Here is a 22490-nt window from a genome sequence, read left to right as displayed (position 1 = left end):
TTCGATGTCAAACTTTCCGGGGGGAGGACCTCCCGTTAGCATCCGATGTCATGGATGTGACGGATCGCGCAATTCTCGGTCTCCTGCAGGTGGAGGGGCGGCTGAGCAACCTGGAGCTGGCCGAACGGGTGCGGCTCACCCCCTCGCCGTGCCTGCGCCGGGTCCGCAACCTGGAGGAGACCGGAGTGATCACCGGCTACCGTGCCGTGATCGACCCGGTGGCCGTGGGGCGGGGCTTCCAGGTCGTCGCCTACGTCGAGCTGGAGGGCCAGGACGCCGAGACGGTCACCGCCTTCGAGGCCGCCGTGATGGAGATCGACGACGTGGTGGAGTGCCTGCGCATGTTCGGCCGCCCCGACTACGTGCTGCGGGTGGCGGTGCCCGACATGGACGCCTACAGCCAGCTGTGCCTGGAGAAGCTCGGCCGCCTGCCCGGTCTCGACAAGCTCACTTCCCAGATCGCCATGAAAGCCCTCAAGCCCGGCGGCATCCTGCCCCTTTGAGCTTCCGGCCGCCGTCAGGACCACCCGGAATGCGCCATCCTCCCCAGGGCTTCCCGGGGAAGTACCCGTAGAAAAGGAGGAGTGTGAACGCACGTTCAGGGGCGGGCGACCGTCTCACCGCCATGGGCACCCAGTTGCTCGAAGTGCACATCTGGCTTCGCGAGATGCTGGAGGACCTCCAGGACAGCGTCGACGACTACTTCGACGGCAAAGGGCTCCCGCCACGGGACCTGCGTGCCCACTGTCTTTCCTTCTGCACCGCGTTGACGCGCCACCACACCGGTGAGGACAGGGGCGCGTTCCCGATGATCGCCGAGGAGTTCCCCGAGCTGCGCAAGGTGCTCTCCGAGCTGCGCGCGGACCACAACCAGCTGGACTGGCTGCTGGGGAATCTGCGGAAACTCCTCGAGGCCCTCCCGGAGAGACCCGACCCGGTCACGGCCGCCAAGGTGCGCGAGGAGGTGGGGGCGCTGTCGGCGATCATGCAGACGCACTTCATCTATGAGGAGAAGAAGCTCATCTCGGTGTTCAACTCGATGGACGTGCCCGAGTGGCGCGAGAACCGGCCCGACTTCCTGCTGATCGACGACGAGGACGAGCCTGCGGCTGGCTAGGATCACTCGTCATGAGGGTGACGGTGCTGACGGGTGCGGGGATCTCGACCGAGTCGGGGATCCCCGACTACCGCGGGCCGAACGGCATGTGGCGCAGGGACCCTGACCACGAGAAACTCGTCACCTACGACTACTACATGGCCGATCCCGAGATCCGGCGGCGCTCGTGGCTGATGCGCCGCGACAACCCCGCGTGGGAGGCCGAGCCGAACGCGGCTCATCGTGCCCTGGCCGCCCTGCCGGACGCGTGGATCGTCACGCAGAACGTCGACGGCCTGCACCAGCGGGCCGGGTCGCCGCCCGAACGGGTGCTGGAACTGCACGGCAACATGTTCGGCGCACTGTGCACCGCCTGCGGCGCTCGCTCCACCACACGCGAGGCGATCGACCGGATCGACGCGGGCGAGAGCGACCCCGCCTGTCACGAGTGCGGGGGCATCGTCAAGACGGCCACCGTGATGTTCGGCCAGTCCCTCGACCCGGTCGTCCTCACCCGCGCGGTCGAGGCGGCCGAGGAGTGCGAGGTGTTCCTCGCCGTCGGCTCCTCGCTGCGGGTGCAGCCCGCGGCCTCCCTGGTGGAGGTGGCGGTGCGCGCGAGTGCCCGGCTGGTCGTCGTCAACGCCGAGCCGACCCCGTACGACCACCTGGCCGACGAGGTGATCCACGACCCCATCGGCGTCGCCGTCCCGCGCCTGTGCTCGTCCCTCACCTGAGAGAGCTGTGCCCACCCGAGGAGGGCGGGCGTGAACCTCCTCAGTCGCCGATGTTGACGACGCTGGTGAGGATGACCACCGACTCCTCGTCGGCCTCCAGCGAGTGCCGCCGCTGTGGGATCGGGGCCGTGTGGCCCTCGCCGAGTTCGACGGTCCGCTCGTCGTCGACGAGCCGTACCCGCCCCATCAGGACGTGCAGGCTACCGGCCGGCGCGGCCTCGTGGTCACCGAGGGCCGTCCCGGCGGTCAGCGCGATGACCGCCTGGCGCAGGGTGCCCTCGTTGAGGTAGGTGTGGGCGCTGCGGCCGTGCGCGCTCGCCCTGGCGAGGCTGAGATGCTCCTGGGCGAGAGCCAGTACGTCGGTCATCGGTTTCCTTCCGGTCGCTGTGTACCTGCCCTGGCCGGACGAGGCGCAGAGCCAGGCGAAGGTAAAGTCATCCGTCCCGCCGGGCGGAGGGCCGCCCGTCGAAGCGGATGGTCCGAAGCAGGTCCGCGGCGGGACGGTCGAGGATCGTGACGCTCGCCGCGGGGGGGAGCGAGCCGCCGCGAGCACGCTCGACGAGCACCCGCCAGCGGCGGCAGTGCCGGGCGAAGGTCGCGCTCGTGACGACCCGGCCGCGCGAGAGCTGCCCCTCGCGGGCGAGCCTCGGCTCCACGTCGAGCAGGATCAGGTGGACCTCGTTACCGGCCCTGCGGGCCAGCCAGGCGAACCCGTACAGGATGTGCGGCCATGTGCCGCGGGTGTGCGCGACGACGGCGTGCCCCTTCCACATGGCGCGGGCGATCCGCACCGCGTGGGTGGTGTGCACGAGCGGGACGCGGGCTCTTTGCGGGATCGGTCCCAGGTAGGGGGCCCACCAGTTGCGGGACTGGCGTGAGTCGATGACGAAGGCGTCACCGGCGCGCACCGGCTCCCTCTCGTCGCCGCGCAGCCCGTACAGACGGTCGAGCAGGGTGCTCTTGCCCGCGCCGGGGATCCCCGCGAGGAGCACCAGCGATCCGGCCGGATAGCGCAGATCCCCGGCGGAGGGCCCGCTGGCCGGTGTGGTGGCCATCACGTGCACCTCGCTGGTGTGGGGGGCTTCACTCATGCCGTGTCCCGCGTTCCGGGGGAGACACCGGTGGGACGGCGCCCGGAGGGGGAGGGGGTGTCAGGGGGCATGCTCGCTCCTCGAATGCGCTCGGCCATTCGAGGTCTCCTTCACCCGCGGCTCGCGGGCGACCGTCCGGGGACGCCACAGGGCGTCCGTACTGACCGGGTCGGTCTTTGGGAAGTACTCCCCTCGTTCGTTCAAGGTTAAAGGAAAGCGGGCGATCTCGCGTTCATGGAGGGTGACTCTTCCGGACGCGCCGCGGCGCCGGCACCCCTCCCGCGATCCGTACGGGCCGATCTGCCGGCTCGGCCTCGTGGTCCGCTGGTGCAGGGGTGCCGGCGCCGCCGGGAAAGCCCTGGGCCTGACGCCCGTCGGTGGTCCGTCAGTAGTTGTAACCGGAGTTGTTGGAGCCGGAGTTGTTCGAGTTGCCGGAGTTGTTGGAACCGGAGTTGTGGGAACTCGGGTGCGAGGAGGGCGTGGGGGAGGAACCGCCCGTGGGAGAGGTCGTCGAGGTGGCCGCTCCGCCAGGCCTGATCAGGCCGAGCAGGCCGTGCGTACCGCCGTCGCTGCCCGCGCTGAACCACAGGGAGTTCGTGCCGCCGACGGTCTCGGTACCTGGCTCCAGGTCCCACAGGCCGCCGAGGGTGATGGGCCTGCCGTCGGAGGAGCGCAGCGGGCCGAGCGAGCGGCCGTTGCGCGGGTTGTAGGCGTTGATGCGGCCGTCGCCGAAGTTGCCGACCAGCAGGGCGCCGGAGAGGTTGCCGAAGTTCTTCGGGGCCAGCGTCATCGCCCAGGGGGCGTTGAGGGCTCCGCGCGCGACGAAGCGGCCGAGGAACCGGCCGGAGCCGTTGAACTGGCTGACGAACCCCTTGCCCTGCCCGGCCACGGACTTGCCGGTCTCGGGGTCGCGCTTGGCATACGCGACGAGCACGGAGTTGCCCACGACCTCCACGTTGAACGGCGCGTAGTTCTCCGGCAGGCCGGGGTCCTGGAACGCGCGGCGGCCCATCGAGATCCGGTCGAAGTCGCCGTTGAAGACGTGGATCCGGTTGCGGGCGAAGTCGGCGGCGAGCAGCATCGGCCCCCGGTTCGTCTGGGCGAGGGCGAGGCCCTTGAAGTCGGCGCCCTTGACGAACGCGCTGATGATCGCGTCGTCGGGGTCGGCCTCGGCGTTCCAGCCGGTGATCGCCCCGCTGGGGCTGGCGAAGATGAACGTGGCCGGCCCGGAACCACCGGGCCCCTTCACGACGAACTCCTCGCCCATGTTGACGACCTGCCCGGTGGGCCTGCCGCCGGGGACGCGGACCTGGGTCTTCTCCTGCTTCACGGTGCCCGCGCCGCCGGAGTAGACGGTGGCCAGGCCGGTGCCCGTGGCCGAGACCCAGAGGGTCTTGCCCATCGCCAGTCCCCACGGGTTGACCAGCGCGGGGTCGGTGACCGCGGCCCGTCCGCTGACGTCCGAGACCAGGTTGGTGACCGCGAAATGCTTTCGCAGGCTCTGTTGACCGGCCTTCTCGGGGCCGCTCGCGGTCCCGGCCTGTTTCGCTCCGGCCCGCGCCTGATGGGTCCCGGCGGACGCCGTACCGGCGACGCCCATGACCAGGACCGTGGCGCAGATCGTGACGGTGCGTACTCGCATTCATGGCTCCTCTGTGAGGGAGTGCCTTTCGCCGCGAGATACGCGTGGGGTCCGTGCGCGGTTCAGTCCGCTTCTCCAGGGCCGGCACCCGGGAGGATTCGCGGGGACGGGGGAGTCAGCGGAGGGCGGCCGCCTCGGCGGCCAGTTTCTCGATGCGCGAGTAGTCGCCGTCGGCGAGCGCGTCGGCCGGGGTGAGCCAGGTGCCGCCCACGCACCCGACGTTCGGCAACGCGAGATAGTCGGGGGCCGTCGCGAGCTTGATGCCACCCGTCGGGCAGAACGTGACCTGCGGCAACGGGCCGCCGAGTGCCTTCAGGTACGGCAGACCGCCGGCGGCCTCGGCGGGGAAGAACTTCATCTCGGTCACCCCGCGGTCGGCGAGCGCCATGACCTCGGAGGCGGTCGCCACACCGGGCAGGAACGGCACCCCGCTCACCTCCATGGCGTCGACCAGCCCCGGGGTGGTTCCCGGGCTGACCAGGAACTTGGCACCGGCCGCGACGGAGGCCGCCACGTCGGCCGGGGTGCGGATGGTGCCGGCGCCGATCACCGCCTCCGGGACCTCGGCGGCGATGCGCGTGATGGAGTCCAGGGCGGCGGTGGTGCGGAGGGTCACCTCGATGACCGGCAGGCCGCCCGCGACCAGGGCTCGGGCCAGGGGGACCGCGGTCTCCGGATCGTCGATCACGACGACCGGGACGACCGGGGCGATGTCGAGCAGACTCATGCGAACTCCATGGTGGACAGGCGCCGGCTCAGCCAGGCCGCCGCGCCGGTGAGGGCGGGTTGAGGGGCCACGATCAGCACCGTGGCGATGTCGGAAAGGTAGTCGTTCAGGGTCGGGGTGGCCTCGAAGCGACGGCGGAAGTCGCTGGAGCGGACCCGGTCCACGATACGCGGCAGCACGCCGCCGCCCAGGTAGACGCCACCCCGCGCGCCGAGGGTGAGGGCGACGTTCCCGGCGAAGGTGCCGAGCATGGCGCAGAAGACCTCGACGGTCTCCGCGCACAGCGAGTCGTCCATCCGGGCCACGATGTCGGAGGCGGACAGTGCCGGCGCGTCCGTTCCGTGGACGAGCGCGAGGGCCCGGTGCAGACGTGACAACCCCGGCCCGGACAGCAGGTGCTCGGCCACCACGTGCTCCAGGCCGTCTCCGCGCAGTGCCCGGACGATCTCGTGGTCCCGCCTGTCGAGGACGGGCGCCGTGACGTGCCCGCCCTCCCCGGGGATCGGCACCCATCCCTCGGCCGAGGGCACCAGACCGCCCACGCCGAGACCCGTCCCCGGCCCGAGCACGGCCTTGACGCCGTGCGAGGGCTCGGGACCGCCCAGCGAGACCAGGTCGTCGCCCCGCAGGTACGGCAGGGACGCGGCCAGGGCCTCGAAGTCGTTGAGCAGCCAGGCGTTCGGGATGCCCAGGTCGCGTACCGACCCGGTCCACCCGGAGTTGGTGAGCCGATAGCAGTCGCCCTCCACGGGCCCCGCGATCGCGACGCACGCGGCTCCCGGCTGAACTCCGCCCGCATGATCTGCGATATAGGCGGCTACGGCTTCGGGAAGGCCATCGTGTTCCGCGCCCGCGAGCACGGCCACCGCCTCGGGCTGTCCACCGGGCTCGGTGACCAGCCCGAACCGGGCGTTGGTGCCGCCGATGTCGGCGACGAGCCAGGGAAGGCTCACGAGATCTCCTTCGCGGACCGTGTGAAGGAGACGATGTGCGCGCTCACGCCCGGATCCCGCTCTGGGCGGTCGCCGGGCGGGTGCCGTTCGCGACGGCCTCGGCGTGGCCGTTCAGCGCGAAGACGCCCGCGCCGCGCTCGGCGGGGCCCGCCGCGCGGCGGAAGGCGCCGAACAGCTCGCGGCCGGTGCCGACCCACTGGGCGTCGGTGAGCGGCGCGCCCTGAAGGGGTCTGGCGGCCAGTTCCTCGGCGTCGACCAGCAGCTCCAGGGTGCCCGCGGCGGCGTCGAGGCGGATGGGGTCGCCGTCGCGTACCAGCGCGATGGGGCCTCCGTCGGCGGCCTCGGGCGACAGGTGGATGGCCGCGGGGACCTTGCCGGACGCGCCGGACATGCGGCCGTCGGTGACGATCGCCACCCGCTGCCCCCTGTCCAGCAGCACCGCCATCGGCGGGGTGAGCTTGTGCAGCTCCGGCATGCCGTTCGCGCTCGGCCCCTGGTAGCGGATGACCGCCACGAAGTCCTGCCCGTCCAGCTCGCCCGCGTCGAAGGCGCGCAGCAGCTGAAGCTGGTCGTCGAAGACCTTGGCCGGGGCCTCGATGACGAGGTGCTCGTCCTTGACGGCGGAGACCTTGCTGACCGCGCGGCCCAGGTTGCCGTCGAGCATGTGGATGCCGCCGTCGGCGGAGAACGCCTCGGAGACCGGGCGCAGCACGTCGGGGTCGGTGCTGCCCTCGGTGCGCTCCTGCCAGACCAGCTCGCCCTCCTTGAGTTCGGCGGCCGAGCGGTAGTGGTCCAGCCCGCGCCCGGCGATCGTGAGCACGTCGCGGTGGAGCAGTCCGGCGTCCAGCAGGTCGCCGATGAGCACCTGCATGCCGCCCGCGGCCTGGAAGTGGTTCACGTCCGCGTGGCCGTTGGGGTACATGCGGGTCAGCAGCGGCACCGCCTTCGACAGCGCGGCCAGGTCGTCCCACAGGAGCTCGATGCCGGCCGCCGCGGCGATGGCGACGATGTGCATGGTGTGGTTGGTCGAGCCGCCGGTCGCGAGCAGTGCCACGCAGGCGTTGACGATCGCCTTCTCGTCGACGACCTCGCCGACGGGGGTGTACTCGGAGCCGTGCGCGGTCAGCTCGACCGCCCGCCTGCCCGCGGCCTTCGTCAGGGCCTCGCGCAGCTCGGTGCGCGGGTTGACGAACGTCGAGCCCGGCAGGTGCAGGCCCATGACCTCGATCATGACCTGGTTGGAGTTGGCGGTGCCGTAGAAGGTGCAGGTGCCGGGGGAGTGGTACGACTTCGCCTCGGCGTCCAGCAGCTCGCCCTTGCCGACCTTGCCCTCGGCGAACAGTTGCCGGGTGCGGGCCTTGACCTTGTTGGGCAGGCCGGAGGTCATCGGTCCGGCGGGGACGAACACCGCGGGCAGGTGGCCGAAGTGCAGCGCCCCGATCAGCAGGCCGGGAACGATCTTGTCGCAGACGCCGAGCATGAGGGAGGCGTCGAACATGTCGTGCGAGAGCGCGATCGCGGTGGCCATCGCGATGACCTCGCGGCTGTAGAGCGAGAGCTCCATACCCGCCCGGCCCTGCGTGACGCCGTCGCACATCGCGGGCACGCCCCCGGCGAACTGCGCGACGCCGCCGGCCTTCCTGACGGCGGCCTTGAGGATCGCCGGGTAGGTCTCGTACGGCTGGTGCGCCGACAGCATGTCGTTGTAGCTCGACACGATCGCCACGCCGGGCTTGACGTTGGCGCGCAGGTCCCGCTTGTCGCTCTCGCCCACGGCGGCGAAGCCGTGCGCGAGGTTCGCGCAGCCCAGGCTCGCCCTGGCGGGGCCGCGCAGGCGGGCCGCCTCGGCCTCGGCGTGAAGCCGGTTCAGGTAGGCGGTGCGGCTGGGGCGGCTGCGCTCGACCAGACGGTCGGTCACCTCCTGGATCACGGGGTGCATCCGGACTCCTCGATCGTGGTCGGCGTCATCGTTGCCGGGATGGTCGCTTCGGGCAGGGCGGTCGGCTCGCGTGCTCACTCCGCCCCCTCCTCGTGCCAGACGCGGCCGCTGCGGCCGACGAGCTCGTGGGCCGTGGCGGGTCCCGCGCTGCCCGCCGGATACGGCTCGGGCGGGGTTCCCCTGGACTCCCACTCGTCGAGGATCGGGTCGATCCACCGCCAGGCGGCCTCGACCTCGTCGCGCCGCATGAACAGGGTCGGGTTGCCGGCGAGGACGTCCATGAGCAGCCGCTCGTAGGCCTCGGGCACCCGGCCGGTGAAGGTCTCGGCGAAACTGAGGCTCAGCGGGACGGGCTTGAGCGCCACCTCGCCCGCGCCGGGCTCCTTGGCCATGATGTTCAGCTGGATGCCCTCGCTCGGCTGCAGCCGCAGCACGAGCCGGTTCGGCGTGCTGCCGGGGAAGATCGAGTGGGGCACGTCCTTGAACTGCACCACGATCTCCGAGCAGCGCTGCGGCATGCGCTTGCCCGTACGCAGGTAGAACGGAACCCCGGCCCAGCGCCAGTTCCTCACCTCGGCGCGGATCGCGGCGAAGGTCTCCACCCGGCGGGAGTCGTCGGTGGGCGCGGTGTTGTCGGGCTCGTCGAGGTAGCCGGGTACCGGGACGCCGCCGGACTCGCCCGCCGTGTACTGGCCGCGCACGGTGAAACGGTCCACCTCGCCGCCGGTGATGGCCCGCAGCGCCTGGAGGACCTTGACCTTCTCGTCGCGGATCGACTCGCGGTCGTTGCGCGACGGCGGCTCCATCGCCACCAGGCACAGCAGTTGGAGCAGGTGGTTCTGCACCATGTCGCGCAGCGCGCCGGCGTGGTCGTAGTAGCCGCGACGGCCGGGGGTGCCGACGGTCTCGGCGACGGTGATCTGGACGTGGTCGATCCACAGGGAGTTCCAGATCGGCTCCAGGAACGCGTTGGCGAACCGGAGCACGAGGAGGTTCTGGACCGTCTCCTTGCCCAGGTAGTGGTCGATGCGGTAGATCTGCCGCTCGTCGAAGATGGCGCCGACCTCGTCGTTGATCCGCATCGCGCTGCGCAGGTCGCGTCCGAGCGGCTTCTCCAGCACCACCCGCGAGGCGGGGGTGACCAGGCCGGCGCGGTGCGCCTCGCGGCAGAACGGGCCGAATGTCATGGGCGGGCTGGCCAGGTAGAACACCCGGTCGCGGCGCTCGTGCCCGTCGAGCGTCCTGGCGAGTCTCGTCCACCCCGTGGGGTCCTGGCCGCTGATGTCGATGGTGACGTGGTGCAGGCGGCCGAGGAAGCGCCGCCAGGTGTCGAGGTCGTCCTGCGGCACCGAGCCGCGCATCGCGGCGTCCACCTTGCCGCGGAAGTCGGCGTCGTCGAGCCCGCCGCGGGACATCGCGATCACGCGGGTCTCGGGGGCGAGACGTCCGTCCCGGTCGGAGTGGTAGAGCGCCGGGAGGAGTTTCCGCATGGAGAGGTCGCCGGTGCCGCCGAAGACGATGAGGTCGGCGGGTTGCGGGGTCTCGGACATCGGGGGAACTCTCCGTGATGATCTATCGAATTTGGGGATAGATCGGACACTAGCTAGATCTTGCGCTCTACACAAGCGGAGTTTTGTAATTTGAGATGAGAAAGTAGGAAGTTTTCATTTCCTAAGTGGGTGTGATTCACTTGGCGGATGCCTCGACGTCCCGCTGCCGCGCTGGCCACCAGCGGTGAGGTGTTGCGCCTCATCCGCTCGGGCGAGGCCGCCACCCGAGCGGACATAGGGCGTGTCACCGGCCTGTCCAGACCCGCCGTGTCCCTGCGCGTCACCGAGCTGCTGGAGCGGCGCCTCGTCGTGGAGGACAGTGAGGGCCCCTCCACCGGAGGCCGCCCGCCCACCCGCCTGGTCTTCAACGCCTCAGGCGGGGTCGTCCTGGTCGGCTCTCTCGGCGCGAGCCGCGCACAGGTCGCCGTCTGCGACCTCGCGGGCAAGGTGCTGGCCGACACCGCCCTCTCGGTGGACGTGGAGGAGGGGCCGGACGTCGTCCTGCCGCTGGTCATGCGGAGCTGGAGCGAGCTGCTCGGCGACCGCCCCGTCTCCCTGGTCCGCGGCGTCGGCCTGGGGGTCCCCGCCACGGTGGAGTTCGCGGCCGGTCGCACCGAGAGCGCCCGGATCATGGCCAGCTGGACCGGTGTGGCCATCCCGCCGATCATCGCCGAGAGCTTCCCCGCCCCCGTCTTCCTCGACAACGACGTGAACGTCATCGCGATCGGTGAGCACCGCGAGGTCTACGCGGGCGAGGCCGACGACCTGCTGTTCATCAAGGTGTCCACCAGGATCGGCTCCGGAGTGATCGCCGGGGGCGAGATCCTGCGGGGGGCGCTGGGCGCCGCGGGGGAGATCGGGCACATCCCGGTCCGCGACGGCGGGGGCGTCCTGTGCCGCTGCGGCAACATCGACTGCGTCGACTCCGTCGCCAGCGGCACCGCGATCCTGCGTCAGCTCCGGGCCAGGGGGCACGAGGTCACGAGTCTCGCCGACGTGGTGAGCCTGGTCAGGGCAGGGGACGCGGAGACCATGACCGTGGTCCGCGACGCCGCCCGGATGCTCGGCGAGGTCGTCGCCAGCGCGGTCAACCTGCTCAACCCCTCGGTGGTCGTTCTCGGCGGAGACGTCGCGGAGACCTTCCAGCCGATGGTCTCGGGGGTCCGCGAGGTCATCTACCGCCGCTCGACGGCGCTGGCCACCCGCAACCTGCGGATAGAGCGCAGCCGGCTCGGCCCGAGCGCCGGGATCATCGGCTGCGCCCACATGGTCCTGGACCACATCCTGTCGCCCGAGGCCGTCGACTCCGCCGGCTGGCAACCGCCGCGCTCGGTCCGCTCCGTCCGCTCCCTCGTCTGAGCCCTCTCGTCTGGAGCCCGTCTCGTCGCCTGCTACGCCTCCTGCGGGCTCTCCCTGCGATCCGCCGTGCCCGTGGACCTGGCGTTGAGCACCACCAGCGCCAGTAGGACGAGCAACCCGGCGAAGGTCGCGGCCAGGCCCACGAACTCGGCGAACCAGCCGACCAGGACGGGGCCCAGCAGCAGTCCCGAGTAGGTCAGCGTGGTGAACCTGGCCAGTGCCGCGGCCGCCCCGAGGCCCTCCGCGCCGCCGTGCCCCACCGCGCTGAAGATGAGGGGGAGCAGGACCGAGAGACCGATCCCCACCACCGCGAAACCCGCGATCGCGACGACGATCCCCGGGCTGAGCACGACCATCAGCAGGCCGCAGAGGGCGATGCCACCGCTCACCCTGACCAGGGCGGGCGCGCCGTACCGCTCGTGGAGGCGGTCACCGACGAGGCGGCCCGCGGTCTGGCACAGGTTGAAGAACGTGTATCCCAGCGAGGCGACGGCGAGGGTGGCGCCGCGATCCTCCAGGAGGAAGACACCGCTCCAGTTACCGACCGCGCCCTCCAGGATCAGGATGACGGCGCCCATCGCGCCGAACATCAGCACCCGCGGGGTCCACCCGTCCCGCCACTTCACCCGGACCTTCTTCTCGCCCTCCCGGCTCGTGTGCCGGTCGGCCGAGGCCGGCAGCATCCACAGCCCGGTGACCAGCGAGAAGAGGGCCACGGCCACGCCCAGCCACAGGAAGTGCGACATGGGGGTGAGGCCGGCCTGGATGGCGAGGCCGCCCAGCACGGAGGCGATCATCGCGCCGATGCTCCAGGCGGCGTGGCAGCGGTTCATGACGGACCGTTTGTGAGCGCGCTCGACCGCGATGGCGTGGGCGTTCATGGAGACGTCGAGAAGCCCGTCGATCAGACCGAAGATCACCAGTGCGACGGCGAGCTGGATCGGATCGGAGGCCAGCGCGAGGCCGACCAGGGAGAGCGGCAGCGCCACCCCGGTCACCCGGGCGATCGGCGCGCTGCCGTACCGGGCCACCAGGCCACCGGCGAGCTGCATGGCGATCAGGGCCGAGACGGAGGGGACGACGAGCAGGAGACCGAGCTGCCCGGCGGAGAGGCCGTGCTCCACCTTCAGCGAGGGGACCCTGATCAGGAAGCTGGCGTAGGAGATCCCCACGATCAGGAACGCCGACATCGCGGCGAGGCGGGTCAGGCCCGCGGCCCGCGACATCACCGCTTCGGGAGGCGTCCCCGGCGGCTCACCGGCGGGAGAGTCCACCCCGGGCGGCTCGTTGGGAGGCCGTCCTCCGGAGGCGGGTTCGGTCATGTTCTCAGGCGCCGTCATCGCCGGCCCACTCCTTCATCCACCTGGGGTCCACTTCGTCCTCCTCGCGGATGAACCGCACGTCGGCCGAGACACGCATGACGTCGGTCACGGTGTCGAGGGAGGCGTGCACCACGTACGGGTTGTGCACGGTCAGGTCGCCCGCCTCGTAGTCGCTCCACAGCCATCGCCGGTCGACGACGCGGGCCGTCGTCTGGAGGTCGTGGCTGATCGGCCGGGAGTCGTGGGCCCGATCGGTTCGAAGCCGCGCCGGGTCGAACCGCTCCGCGGACTCCCGGTGCGAGCCCTCCAGGTAGACCAGGCCCCCGGTCTCCATCGGGCAGTCGCCGACGGGTATCCACATCGTCAGGACGCGGTCGCTGCCCTGGGACATGTACGCGTGATCGGTGTGGGCGCGGGAGGCCCGCAGCGAGCCCGCGTAGAAGTGGCGCAGGATGCCCCGGGGCAGCAGCCGGACGGGGCCACCGAGCAGGGTCGAGGCGAGCTCCGTCAGGGCCGGTTGCCGGGCGAACGAGGCGAACCGCTCGGTACGCACGAAGTCGTAGGCGGGGTGGTCCCTCACCCCGTGGGAGGGCAGCCCCTCCGGCGGGCGGCCCGAGAAGACGCCCTCCTCGGGGGTGGTCCCCGGCTTGAGCAGACCTTCGGGAAACGCCGACAGGTACGCCGCCCGCAGGGAGAGGACCGCCTCGCGGTCGAGGAACCCCCGCAGCAGCAACAGACCGTCGTCGTGGAACCGCCGCCTGAGCGCCTCGGGATCGCCGAGCAGCGCGCTGCTGTCGGCGAGCGGGGCGAACAACTCGTCGGTGAACGGGATGGGCACGCCGTTGGAGGAGACGGCCCGCCTGTCTCCTGGCATCAGTAGACCCCCTCGGTGATCTGGTCGGCGTCCTCCGCCTCGTAGGGCCCCACTCGCGCGACCCCCGGCCACGGAAACCAGGGATGCGGCGGAGCGGAGACGGCGCTGTCCCGCTCCAGCAGGTTGGGCAGGAAGAGATCCTCCAGGAGGGTCACCGCCCTGATCCGGCCCCGCTCACCGGTGGCGGCCTCCTGCCAGACGTCGTCGGGCCGGACGACGTGCATGACCGCGAAGGGCGGCGGCAGATGGTAGCTGTGCGGCTCCTCGGGGGAGGGGGCGTCACCCTGGAGGGCGTGCCCGACGAGGGTGTTTCCGTAGGTGTCGATCCACTGGACCCCGTCCAGATACTCCTCGCGCAGATAGCGCGCCTCCTCGGGGGAGCAGGAGGTGCCGCCGGTGCACACCGCGCGGACGCCGTACTCGGCGAAGGGCTTGTCCAGTGCGGGGGCGAGCGACAGGAGCAGTTTGGCGGTGGTGAAGAGCAGGCTGACCCGCTCGTCCCGCAGGAGGTCCGCCGTCTGCGCGACGAGGTGCTCGACGTAGGCGTCGGCGCCGTCGCCGGTGCCGTCGTTGGAGGCGCGAAGCAGGTGTTTCACCCAGCGTGGGTCGAAGTCCACGGAGAAGACCGCCGCCCCCCAGCTGTCGCCGAGCAGCTTGACGAAATGCCCGTAGGCGTGCGGGCCGCTGGGCGTCATGGCCAGGATGTCGCCGCCGAGCAGGCCGCGGGCCTCCAGCATGACGCGGTACATCTTCACGTCGTAGACGGCGCGGGTCACATCGACGACCCGGTACGGCGGCCCGGACGTCCCGCCGGTCTCCACGACGCGGAACGGCCGCCCCGCGAAGCCCCTGGGCACGAGGTCGCGCGCGCTCACCCCCCGCAGGTCGGTCTTGTCGAACAGGCCGAACAGGCGCAGGGAGGCGTAGTCGGTGACGTCGCGGATCGGGTCGAAGGGCAGGCGGCTCCTGCGCGCCAGCCAGAACGGTGAGCCGGTCTCCTCGCTGAAGTGCCAGCTCATCATGCGCGCCGTCCACTCGTCGAGGGACTCGCGCATGGCGGGGATCTGTTCTCGCATGGCGTCCAGCAGGGAGCCGACCGGGAGGTGATGACTGCTCGGGTTCAGGACGACACTCCTTGGGGAACGGCCGCGAAGCAGACCGGGTGTACGAAGCGGGACCCGGCGGCGACGTCACGCGCTCCCGCCTCGTCCGCGGAGACGACGACGGCGAAGGGGAAGGGCAGCTCGCAGCCGACGAGTGGATGGCCGACGTCGTCGACGTGGACGAGGGTGGGCGCGAGGAACGTCGTCCCGCCCGACCTGACCAGGAGCGGCCGCCGGGTGAGGACGCGCCCGCCGGGGGCGAGCCGGTCGGAGACGAACGCGGCCATGCGCGCGGCGTCGGCCTCGGGCCACGACGCCTGCGGCAGGCGCGGGTCGGGCGGGTCGAGGGAGATGCCGTCGAGCACCGCCGCGACCGCGCTGCCGCGCTCGACGGCATCTTCCCCGGCCGTCCGCAGGCAGACCACCGTGGACACGCAGGTGCAGAACCGGCCCGCGTCCCGCGCGATCCGGAAGGCGAGCTCGGTGGGATCCACCGGCTCCCGCGCGCCCACGATCACGCAGGCCCGCCCGGGGCCGCGCAGATCGAGGGACGGCGTGTCCATCGCCGGTTCCGCGGCCAGGCCGTCGCCGCCGTAGACGACCTGCCTGTCGGTCGCCCGGATCAGCGCGGGCAGGACCCGGGGCGCGCTCGGGTAGTAGCCCAGCGTCTCCGGCGGCCAGCCCACGCTCAGCAGGGCACCGATCAGGCGGGCCGACGACAGCGGCTCGCGCCTGCTGGGGCGGACCCAGACCGCCGCGCCCGACAGCGCCGCCTCGAGCACTCCCTCCAGGCAGGTGAAGGTGTTGGCGGGCAGGGAGACCAGGGTGAGCCCGCCGGTCTCGCGCACGTCCGCCACGAGCTCCTCCAGCCGCTCGCCGAGCATCGCCGACCAGCGGCGCACGAGAACGGAGGGGAGCCCCGCCGTGGCGCGCATCGCCTCGTCGAACCCCCCGGCGTCCTGGACGCCGAGGGACTCGACGGGTACGCGGCCGTGCCCGAACAGCGCGACGGCCTCGCGGAGCATCTCCAGGCGCCGGGCGAAGGGGGGAACGGTCGTCGCGGCACGACGCGCCCGCAGGCGCGCGCCGTCGTCGCGGACGAGGATCTCCGGGGCGAGGGAGAGCGACGGCCCTCCGGGGACGGGCACGGTGTCCATCGACCGGTACCACCGTCCCGCGCGCAGCAACGGCAGGACCGCCTCGCCGGTCACGACAGCGCGTCCCGTAGCGCGTGGACGACCCGCTCCTGCTGGGCTCGCGTCATGCCGGGAAAGAGCGGCAGGCAGATGTGGCGGGAGGTGAACGCCTCGGCGTTCGGGAAGGACCGGTTCGCGAAGCGCCGGGCGAAGTAGGGCTGGCGATGGAGCGGGACGTCGTACACCTCGCCCGCGAGCCGTACCCCCTCGGCGCGGAGGTGCCGCTTGAGCGCCGCGCGGTCGACGCCTTCGGGCAGCAGGGCGAGATACTTGTAGTGGTTCGTCGCGCACCCCGCGGGTACGGCGGGGCGCTTCAGTGCGGGCACGCCGGCCAGGCCGTCGTCGTACCGGGCGGCCAGTTCCGTACGCTCGGCCAGCACCTCGGCCAGCCGGGCCAGATGGGTGAGGCCCACCGCCGCGTGCAGTTCGCTCATCCGCCAGTTGCTGCCGAGATCGTCGTGGAGGTTCTCCTCGAAGGAGCGCTTGCCGTGGTCGCGCAGGTGCATGACGCGCCTCAGGTCGTTCTCGTCCGCGCTGAGCAGGCCGCCCTCGCCACTGGTGATGATCTTGGTGGGGTACAGGGAGAAGGCGGCCAACCGGCCGAAGGTGCCCGCCCGGCGTCCGTGCAGCGAGGAGCCGAGGGCGTGGGCGGCGTCCTCGACGACGGCGATCCCCTGCCTGTCGCACTCGGCCAGCACCTCGGCCAGCGAGTCGGGGACGACCCCGGCGATGTGCACGGGAACGACCGCGGCCACGTCCTCGTGGGCGGCGAGGGCGGCGCGCAGCCCGTCGGGGTCCATGCCGAGACCGTCCGGCTCCATGTCGACGAAGTCGACCCGGGCGCCGGCGCGGACGGCACTCGCCGCGGTCGCGAAGAAGGTGTTGGCCGGGACCAGGACGGTGCGTCCCTCGACCCCGACGATCCGTAGCGCGATCTCCAGGGCGGAGGAGCCCGAGCTCACCGCCGCCGTGCCACGCCCGATCTCCCCGGTCGCGAGCGCCTCCAGCCGGGTGCCGCGCGTTCCGAGCGTGAGGGACCCGGAGGCGAGGGCGTCGTCGACGAGGTCCAGGATGTCCAGGCGGGCCCGGACGTCGAACCCGATCCTGGCCGCGGGCACGTCCGGCGTGTCGGTGACGGGCTCGGCCAGGGACCGGGTGAAGAAGTCCGCCGCCTCGGCCAGGCCGGTGCCGTGGCCCATGGGCAGCGGCAGGATCTCGGCCGAGGGGTGGGCGCTCACGATCCGTTCGCCGGCGGTCTTGGCGTCGCCGGGATCGAGGCGTCCGTCGGCCGTGCCGTACTGGACCTGCAGGGGAGCGGGGGCGAGCGCCGCGTACAGGTCGGGGAGGTCGGCGTGACGCAGGATCGACGGCAGGGCGACGTACTGGTTCCAGGCCAGCGACCGGCCGATCATCGTCTCGTACGTGCCCAGGTGGCTGGCGGCGCACAGCGGGAGCGGCTCCTGGCGCAGCAGCGCGGCGTGCAGCGCCACGGCCGCGCCCATGCTGTGCCCGAACAGGCCGATCCGCCCGGGTGCCACGTCCGGATGCGCGCCGAGCCAGTCGAGCGCGGCTCCCGCGTCCTCCGCCATCGCCCCGAGGAGGCTCCCGCCGCGCAGCCGCAGCGTGCCGTCCAGCACGTCGCCGGGATCGCGCCCGCCCAGTGTGGCGGGCTCGGCCCAGCGGTCGAGACCGTGGTCGAGGGTGAGGGTGAGGAAACCGGCCCGGGTCAGGTGCGCGGCGACGTCGCGCCCGGGATGGTCGGGAGGCAGGAGCCCGGTGACCCGTTCCAGGGTCGCGTTGCGCCCCGGGCAGACCAGCACGGCCGGCCACGGCCCCGGGCCCGGCGGGGCCAGCATGACCGCGCGCAGCTCCCGGCGGTCCTCGTGCTCGAAGAGGTAGTGGTCCACCCGCGGCTCCCCGCCCTCCTGCCTGCGGGTGGAGCGCACCCGAAGGCGCACCTGCCGGGTGGCGGCCAGCCGGGCCACCACCCTGCGCACCTGGCCGTTGCGGGCGGCGGCGAGGGCGGGGTCGGACGTGGGGGAGCCGGGGGCGGAATCGACCGGAGAATGGCCGAGATGGTGGAACCGGTCGATCGACGTCAACGCGAACCCCGGATCTCAGACGAAGTCGGCGTGGAGCGTGTGCGGAACCTCGACGCGGTAGGTGTTCAGTGCGTCGTCCAGCTTGATCCGCCCCTTGCGCAGCCATTCGAGCAGCTCGTTCTGCGGCCGGTAGAAACAGGATTTGCACAGGTCGGTCCTGAGCGGGTTGCTCGACTCCCACTCGGCTCTGGGGCCGCCCTCAAGGACGTTCAGGTAACCGTCCTGGAGCACGTTGCCGATGCGGTAGCGGCTGTTCAGGTGGACCTGGGGGCAGGGGTAGAGATGGCCGTCCGCTCCGACGGCCGTGACGAAGCGGCTGTAGTGGCAGTGGTCGAAGTCGCCCTCGACGGACTCCACCTGGTCCATCGGTCCCCGGTCGAGCTTGGGCACGGAGACCTCGAACTCCTCCGACGACAGCGCGGAGACCTCGTCGAGCGAGGCGGAGACCTCCGCCATGACCTGCTCGATCGTCTCGTGGCCCATCGAACTGTAGAACTCCGGCTCGAACCGTACGTAGTGGGCTCCGGAGTCGCGCGCTATCAGGGCGGCCTGCGTGATCTCCCGGTAGTTCTGCATAGTGATTACGAAGTTGAACCCGATGCGGAACTCGGGGTCGACGGCGTTGTCGCGCAACCTGCGGACGGAGCCGAGGAAGGACTTGAACGTCTGCTCGCGGTCCCGGGTGATCTCGTTGAAGGTGGCCTCGGTGCCGGCGTTGAGGCCGATGCGCACCCAGGTGTGGGTGTTCACCACGCAGTCGGCGATGTCGTCCCTGTGCAGGCGGGAGCCATTGGTGATGAGGCCGATGCGCAGCCCGGCCGCATGCCCGGAATCACAGATCTCCGTATAGCCCTTGTGAATGGTGCATTCGCCGCTGCCACAGAATGTGACGGCCCGGCCGCCGGACTCGGCGAATTCCCGCATGAGCCTGACGCTCTTGTCGGTGGGAATCGCGTCCTTGAAGGAGAACAGATCGTAGAAATTCTCCTCGTTCGGCGAGTGGAAGTTGCAGAAATTGCAGCGCATATTACAGGCACCCATGATGCCGATGCGCATATGGACGGGCCGGAAGCTCTCCCCATTGACGAACTTCCTCAGCAGGTCCTCGTGAGCCATGACCTTGTCGGGAGCGTGTGCCTGGTCGAGTTCGACCTCCGCCAGGCCCTCCCCGTTGGTGGGTCTCGCCGACCGGTAACTCTCGTTCGACATTTCATCCCCAATCGACCAGGAGGATTTGATCAACCCGGTCCTTGTGCCAAATTCGGCGTGCTGGCAACGTCGTTCGGATACGTGTTGAAGTAGGTCGATTTAGGGTTGGGATCGTGACATTCGGACTATGGGAGCGCTCCCAAATCGGGATCCTAAATGACGCTCCTAAATGGGTCAAGTCCTCTTGTGGGGCATTTTCGGACACGATACGGTACGTCGGGGTCCGACATTCGCGCGGCCGGAGGGAGTTCGTGCAGGTGGAGGGAAACGGCATGACAGAAACCCCAATAGCGTCACCCCAAATGCCAGGTTCCTTCCCGGACACACGGACACTCGGGTCCAGGCTGGCCGCCTATGCCTTCCTCGCCAACGACCCGTCGGTTCCCATGGTCGCCGCCGACTGGTGGGAGATCAGCGGCCCGCACTACAAGGCGGTGGCCGCCGCTCTCGCCCACTTCGTGGCCGGAGAGCCCGCGGCGGAGGACCTGCGCCGCTTCGCCGCCTGCCCCGGGGACGGCGAGCTGGAGACCGCGCTGGTGAACGCGCTCCTTCCCCTGCTGGACCGCTCACCCGCCGACCGTGCGAGCCTCGGGGAGCTGGTCGTCGCGGCCGACGCGCGCGTGCTGGTGGACTACCACAACGGCGCGTCGGCCGACCGCTCCGCCGCCGAGGTGTCGGTGGCCGACGCCTCGGCCTGGTCACGGCCGAGAACGCTGGGGACACCGGGGGCATCGGGGGTGCGGACGGTGGTCGTCATCCCCTTCAGGGACCGCGTCGGCGGTGCCCGCACCCGCAACCTGCTGGCCTGCCTGGCCGCCCTGCGCGACCAGGACGGTCACGACGGCCGGGTGAGCGTCACCGTGGTCGAGTCCGACTCGGCGCCCATCTGGCGTGACACCGTCGAACCACTGGTGGACCACTACGTGTTCGCGCGACACGACGGGCACTTCAACAAGTCCTGGGCGGTCAACGTCGGGGTTCGCGACACCCCCGGCGAGCCCGAGCTGATCTGCGTGCTGGACACCGACATCCTGGCCGACCGCCGGTTCCTGAGCCGGAACCTGGACCGCATGGCGAGCGAGCCCGAACTCTCGGCCTTCCTGCCCTACCGCCGCATGTTCTGCCTCGATCCCGAATCCTCCGCCGCCGCCGTCCGCCGGCGCTGCGAGCGCGGCGAGGCCGACGTGCCGCTCGACGCCGTACGCGCGCTGGTGCTGAAGGAACCACCGGGCGCCTGCCTCTGGGCGAGAAGGACGACCTTCGACGCGATCGGCGGGTTCGACGAGCGATACCAGGGCTGGGGCGGCGAGGACGACGACGTCGTGGCGCGGCTGAGCCTGGCGGGAGGGTTCACCCGGTTCGACGACCCGTTGCTGCACCTGGCCCACCCGCGTCCGGAGATGACCCTGGACGGGGTGCCGTTCAACGCCCACATCACCCCGCTGAGCTGGAGCGTCGCCGGCGGATACGGCGACCTGCGAGGTCCCAGGGCATGACCGTGGCCGTTCGCGCCTACGCGGCGCGCACCTCGGTGCCGCAGGGCGGAGCGCTGCGCTTTCGTCTCCTGCCCGACGATCCGACGACCGAGGACCCGATGCCCGGCGCTGTCGCCGCCGGCGAGACGGCGGCAGGCGGCGGGCACGGCGCGGCCGGCTGCCGTGCCCGGGTTCGTGACGCCGTGACCGGCGAGGTCAGGGCCGAGCTGGACGCCTCCGGGCCCTGGTGGACCCTGCGGGTCCCCGAGAGCTGGCCCAGCTCCCTCTACGCCGTGCGGTTCACCCTCGGCGAGGAGGACGACGGGACCCGGGAGGGCGAGGCCCGGGCCGGCGGGAGCGACGAGAGCGGGGACGACGAGACCTACTTCGTCGTCCTGGCCCGCGAACCGGAATCCGCCGGGGCGGTCCTGGTGTCGGTGCCCTTCCTCACCTGGCAGGCGTACAACAGGGCCGGAGTCCCGGGAGAGGGCCTGTATCCCACGGAGAGCCCGGAGCGAGCCGGCCGGGTCACCTTCGACCGGCCGGGCGGCGGACCCGCGGGCAACTGGGAGGACAACTTCTACCGGTGGCTGAGCCGTAACGGCGTCCGGGCCGACTACTGCTCCAACCTGGACCTGCACGAGGATCCGGACACGCTGCTGCGCGGCCGCCGCCTGCTCCTGATCCCCGGGCACGACGAGTACTGGACCCGGGAGATGCGCGACGCCGCGGAGTCCTTCGTGGCCTCCGGAGGCAACATCGCCTTCTTCGCCGGCAACACGTGCTGGTGGCAGATCCGGCTGGAGGACGAAGGCCGCACCATGGTGTGCCACCGCGACGCCCTGCTCGACCCGATGGCCGCGACCGATCCGAGCCTGGTCACCGTGGAGTGGTCGGGTTCGCCCGTGGGCCGGCCGGAGAACAGCCTGACCGGCGTGAGCTTCCGGCGCGGCGCGGGCTGCTGGGAGGACATGGACGCGATGAAGTCCGAGTCGTACACGGTGCGCTTCGCCGAGCACTGGGTGTTCGAGGGCACGGGACTGCGCGACGGCGACACCTTCGGCAGGGGCGCGGTCGGGTACGAGACCGACGCCGCCGAGTACGTCGAGGTCGACGGCGTCCCGCTGGCGACCGGCGCCGACGGCACTCCCGCCGACTTCGCCATCCTGGCCACCGCCGACCTGCGCCACTGGCGGCACCTGGGCCAGGGCGGCCACGCCACCATGGGCATCATGCGCCGTGGGGCGGGCACCGTCTTCAACGCGGCCACGATCGGCTGGGGCGACGCCCTCGACGACCCGGTGCTCGACCGCGTCACCCGCAACGTGCTCGCCAGGCTCGCCGGTGATCCCGGCTGGTGGGAGCCGATGGGGCACGGGGCCGCCGCGCTCGCGCTCGCCGCCTGCGAGCACCGTCTCTTCGCCGTCCGCACCGACGGTGATCTCTGGGTGAGGCCGTACCGCACCCAGAACCTGAGATGGCGGCGGATCGAGCCCGCGCCCGGTCTGGTGGCCCTGACCGCGCCGAGAGAGGCGACACCGGGCTCACCCGTCCTGTTGTACGGCCTGCACTCCGAAGGGCGCGTCGTCGTCCGCGAGCCGGTGACCGAGCGGGCTCCATGGCAGGACCTGTACGACGCCCCGCCGGAGGCGGTCGGGATCGCCCCCGTCGACCAGACCATGTTCGCCGCCGGTGCCGGAGGCGAACTGTGGCAGCGCCCGCTCGCCGCGGGGCGGTCGCGGCCGTGGACCCGTGCGGGCGACGGGCCGAGGCTCGCCGCGCTCGCCCACGTGGGGGGACGGCTGATCGGGCTGACCCACGACGGGGAACTGCGGGTCAGGACACGGGATGACGAGTGGGCGTTTTTGGGCACTACGCCCGGGCTGGTCACGCTCACCGGCACGACCGGCAGGCTCGTCGGCGCCACGCCGGGCGGCGACCTGTTCTGGCGCGAACTCGTCGGTGGCGCGTTCACGGGACCTCCACCTCCCGTGGCGGGCGATACGGGTCCGGGACGTCCACGGCCCCTGGCGGGCGATGCAGCCCTGGGACGTCCACGGCCCTTGGCAGGCGAAGCGATCACGGGACATCCGCAAACCGGAAACAACGAGGAGTGAC

General features: G+C 71.4%; 19 protein-coding genes. 6 read left to right on the top strand and 13 right to left on the bottom strand.

The window, feature by feature from the left end:
* Positions 1-50: 50 nt before the first annotated feature.
* From ACFY3V_RS29820 to ACFY3V_RS29810, 3 genes are all read left to right on the top strand, one after another.
* Positions 51-503, top strand: coding sequence for an Lrp/AsnC family transcriptional regulator (locus tag ACFY3V_RS29820; RefSeq protein ID WP_362896948.1), 453 nt, complete (start codon positions 51-53; stop codon positions 501-503).
* Positions 504-586: 83 nt separating this feature from the next.
* The gene (locus ACFY3V_RS29815; RefSeq protein ID WP_389778130.1) at positions 587-1117 is read left to right on the top strand and encodes a hemerythrin domain-containing protein; all 531 of its coding nucleotides are present in this window, start codon (positions 587-589) and stop codon (positions 1115-1117) included.
* Between the two features lie 11 nt (positions 1118-1128).
* Complete coding sequence (locus tag ACFY3V_RS29810) at positions 1129-1830, top strand: NAD-dependent deacetylase (protein ID WP_389778128.1); 702 nt, start codon at positions 1129-1131, stop codon at positions 1828-1830.
* Between the two features lie 40 nt (positions 1831-1870).
* On the opposite strand, the gene ACFY3V_RS29805 is transcribed toward ACFY3V_RS29810, so the two are convergent.
* The 7 genes from ACFY3V_RS29805 to zwf form a co-directional block, all read right to left on the bottom strand.
* Positions 1871-2197 (bottom strand): cupin, encoded by a 327-nt coding sequence (locus ACFY3V_RS29805; RefSeq protein ID WP_362896945.1) that lies wholly within the window; start codon positions 2195-2197, stop codon positions 1871-1873.
* Positions 2198-2264: 67 nt separating this feature from the next.
* Positions 2265-2921: an AAA family ATPase gene (locus ACFY3V_RS29800; RefSeq protein ID WP_362896944.1), complete on the bottom strand. Its 657-nt coding sequence runs from the start codon at positions 2919-2921 to the stop codon at positions 2265-2267.
* A gap of 385 nt (positions 2922-3306) precedes the next feature.
* Positions 3307-4563 carry a TIGR03118 family protein gene (locus ACFY3V_RS29795; RefSeq protein WP_350949266.1) on the bottom strand — a complete coding sequence of 419 codons (1257 nt, stop codon included), beginning with the start codon at positions 4561-4563 and terminating at the stop codon, positions 3307-3309.
* Positions 4564-4678: 115 nt separating this feature from the next.
* Positions 4679-5290: a bifunctional 4-hydroxy-2-oxoglutarate aldolase/2-dehydro-3-deoxy-phosphogluconate aldolase gene (gene eda / locus ACFY3V_RS29790; RefSeq protein WP_362896942.1), complete on the bottom strand. Its 612-nt coding sequence runs from the start codon at positions 5288-5290 to the stop codon at positions 4679-4681.
* Positions 5287-6243 (bottom strand): glucokinase, encoded by a 957-nt coding sequence (locus tag ACFY3V_RS29785; RefSeq protein WP_362896941.1) that lies wholly within the window; start codon positions 6241-6243, stop codon positions 5287-5289. The genes eda and ACFY3V_RS29785 overlap by 4 nt, the downstream gene beginning before the upstream one ends.
* A gap of 43 nt (positions 6244-6286) precedes the next feature.
* Positions 6287-8182: a phosphogluconate dehydratase gene (gene edd / locus ACFY3V_RS29780; RefSeq protein ID WP_362896940.1), complete on the bottom strand. Its 1896-nt coding sequence runs from the start codon at positions 8180-8182 to the stop codon at positions 6287-6289.
* 74 nt (positions 8183-8256) lie between these two features.
* Positions 8257-9732 (bottom strand): glucose-6-phosphate dehydrogenase, encoded by a 1476-nt coding sequence (zwf, locus tag ACFY3V_RS29775; protein ID WP_362896939.1) that lies wholly within the window; start codon positions 9730-9732, stop codon positions 8257-8259.
* A gap of 147 nt (positions 9733-9879) precedes the next feature.
* On the opposite strand from zwf, the gene ACFY3V_RS29770 reads away from it, so the two are divergent.
* Positions 9880-11091, top strand: coding sequence for an ROK family transcriptional regulator (locus tag ACFY3V_RS29770; protein WP_362896938.1), 1212 nt, complete (start codon positions 9880-9882; stop codon positions 11089-11091).
* 32 nt (positions 11092-11123) lie between these two features.
* Here ACFY3V_RS29770 and ACFY3V_RS29765 read toward each other — a convergent pair whose 3' ends face one another.
* The 6 genes from ACFY3V_RS29765 to ACFY3V_RS29740 are packed head-to-tail and all read right to left on the bottom strand — an operon-like array spanning position 11124 to position 18897.
* The gene (locus tag ACFY3V_RS29765) at positions 11124-12431 is read right to left on the bottom strand and encodes an MFS transporter (RefSeq protein WP_362896937.1); all 1308 of its coding nucleotides are present in this window, start codon (positions 12429-12431) and stop codon (positions 11124-11126) included.
* Positions 12418-13287 carry a phytanoyl-CoA dioxygenase family protein gene (locus tag ACFY3V_RS29760; protein WP_362896936.1) on the bottom strand — a complete coding sequence of 290 codons (870 nt, stop codon included), beginning with the start codon at positions 13285-13287 and terminating at the stop codon, positions 12418-12420. Before ACFY3V_RS29760 ends, ACFY3V_RS29765 begins: the two co-directional genes overlap by 14 nt.
* Positions 13287-14363: a hypothetical protein gene (locus tag ACFY3V_RS29755; RefSeq protein ID WP_389778122.1), complete on the bottom strand. Its 1077-nt coding sequence runs from the start codon at positions 14361-14363 to the stop codon at positions 13287-13289. The genes ACFY3V_RS29760 and ACFY3V_RS29755 overlap by 1 nt, the downstream gene beginning before the upstream one ends.
* Positions 14364-14407: 44 nt before the next feature.
* The gene (locus ACFY3V_RS29750; protein ID WP_389778120.1) at positions 14408-15601 is read right to left on the bottom strand and encodes a hypothetical protein; all 1194 of its coding nucleotides are present in this window, start codon (positions 15599-15601) and stop codon (positions 14408-14410) included.
* Entirely contained in the window at positions 15598-17688 is a 2091-nt protein-coding gene (locus ACFY3V_RS29745) for a DegT/DnrJ/EryC1/StrS family aminotransferase (RefSeq protein WP_362896933.1), read from the bottom strand. Before ACFY3V_RS29745 ends, ACFY3V_RS29750 begins: the two co-directional genes overlap by 4 nt.
* A gap of 15 nt (positions 17689-17703) precedes the next feature.
* The gene (locus ACFY3V_RS29740) at positions 17704-18897 is read right to left on the bottom strand and encodes a radical SAM protein (RefSeq protein WP_362896932.1); all 1194 of its coding nucleotides are present in this window, start codon (positions 18895-18897) and stop codon (positions 17704-17706) included.
* Between the two features lie 302 nt (positions 18898-19199).
* On the opposite strand from ACFY3V_RS29740, the gene ACFY3V_RS29735 reads away from it, so the two are divergent.
* Both ACFY3V_RS29735 and ACFY3V_RS29730 read left to right on the top strand, forming a co-directional pair.
* Positions 19200-20393 carry a galactosyltransferase-related protein gene (locus tag ACFY3V_RS29735; RefSeq protein ID WP_389778117.1) on the top strand — a complete coding sequence of 398 codons (1194 nt, stop codon included), beginning with the start codon at positions 19200-19202 and terminating at the stop codon, positions 20391-20393.
* A complete protein-coding gene (locus ACFY3V_RS29730; protein ID WP_389778115.1) occupies positions 20390-22489 on the top strand; it encodes a N,N-dimethylformamidase beta subunit family domain-containing protein in 2100 nt (699 codons plus the stop codon). The genes ACFY3V_RS29735 and ACFY3V_RS29730 overlap by 4 nt, the downstream gene beginning before the upstream one ends.
* Position 22490 lies beyond the last annotated feature (1 nt).

This window comes from Streptosporangium sp. NPDC000095 (assembly GCF_042899335.1).
Lineage (GTDB): Bacteria > Actinomycetota > Actinomycetes > Streptosporangiales > Streptosporangiaceae > Streptosporangium.
The sequence above is the reverse complement of the archived record's forward strand: the minus strand, read 5'-3'. Positions and strand labels throughout refer to the sequence as shown.

Coding starts and splice junctions, on each gene's coding strand:
- ACFY3V_RS29820 (WP_362896948.1), top strand. CDS start 51: ATGGATGTGACGGATCGCGCAATTCTCGGTCTCCTGCAGGTGGAGGGG.
- ACFY3V_RS29810 (WP_389778128.1), top strand. CDS start 1,129: ATGAGGGTGACGGTGCTGACGGGTGCGGGGATCTCGACCGAGTCGGGG.
- ACFY3V_RS29805 (WP_362896945.1), bottom strand. CDS start 2,197: ATGACCGACGTACTGGCTCTCGCCCAGGAGCATCTCAGCCTCGCCAGG.
- ACFY3V_RS29800 (WP_362896944.1), bottom strand. CDS start 2,921: ATGAGTGAAGCCCCCCACACCAGCGAGGTGCACGTGATGGCCACCACA.
- ACFY3V_RS29795 (WP_350949266.1), bottom strand. CDS start 4,563: ATGCGAGTACGCACCGTCACGATCTGCGCCACGGTCCTGGTCATGGGC.
- eda (WP_362896942.1), bottom strand. CDS start 5,290: ATGAGTCTGCTCGACATCGCCCCGGTCGTCCCGGTCGTCGTGATCGAC.
- edd (WP_362896940.1), bottom strand. CDS start 8,182: ATGCACCCCGTGATCCAGGAGGTGACCGACCGTCTGGTCGAGCGCAGC.
- zwf (WP_362896939.1), bottom strand. CDS start 9,732: ATGTCCGAGACCCCGCAACCCGCCGACCTCATCGTCTTCGGCGGCACC.
- ACFY3V_RS29770 (WP_362896938.1), top strand. CDS start 9,880: ATGCCTCGACGTCCCGCTGCCGCGCTGGCCACCAGCGGTGAGGTGTTG.
- ACFY3V_RS29765 (WP_362896937.1), bottom strand. CDS start 12,431: ATGACGGCGCCTGAGAACATGACCGAACCCGCCTCCGGAGGACGGCCT.
- ACFY3V_RS29760 (WP_362896936.1), bottom strand. CDS start 13,287: ATGCCAGGAGACAGGCGGGCCGTCTCCTCCAACGGCGTGCCCATCCCG.
- ACFY3V_RS29755 (WP_389778122.1), bottom strand. CDS start 14,363: ATGCGAGAACAGATCCCCGCCATGCGCGAGTCCCTCGACGAGTGGACG.
- ACFY3V_RS29740 (WP_362896932.1), bottom strand. CDS start 18,897: ATGTCGAACGAGAGTTACCGGTCGGCGAGACCCACCAACGGGGAGGGC.
- ACFY3V_RS29735 (WP_389778117.1), top strand. CDS start 19,200: ATGCCAGGTTCCTTCCCGGACACACGGACACTCGGGTCCAGGCTGGCC.
- ACFY3V_RS29730 (WP_389778115.1), top strand. CDS start 20,390: ATGACCGTGGCCGTTCGCGCCTACGCGGCGCGCACCTCGGTGCCGCAG.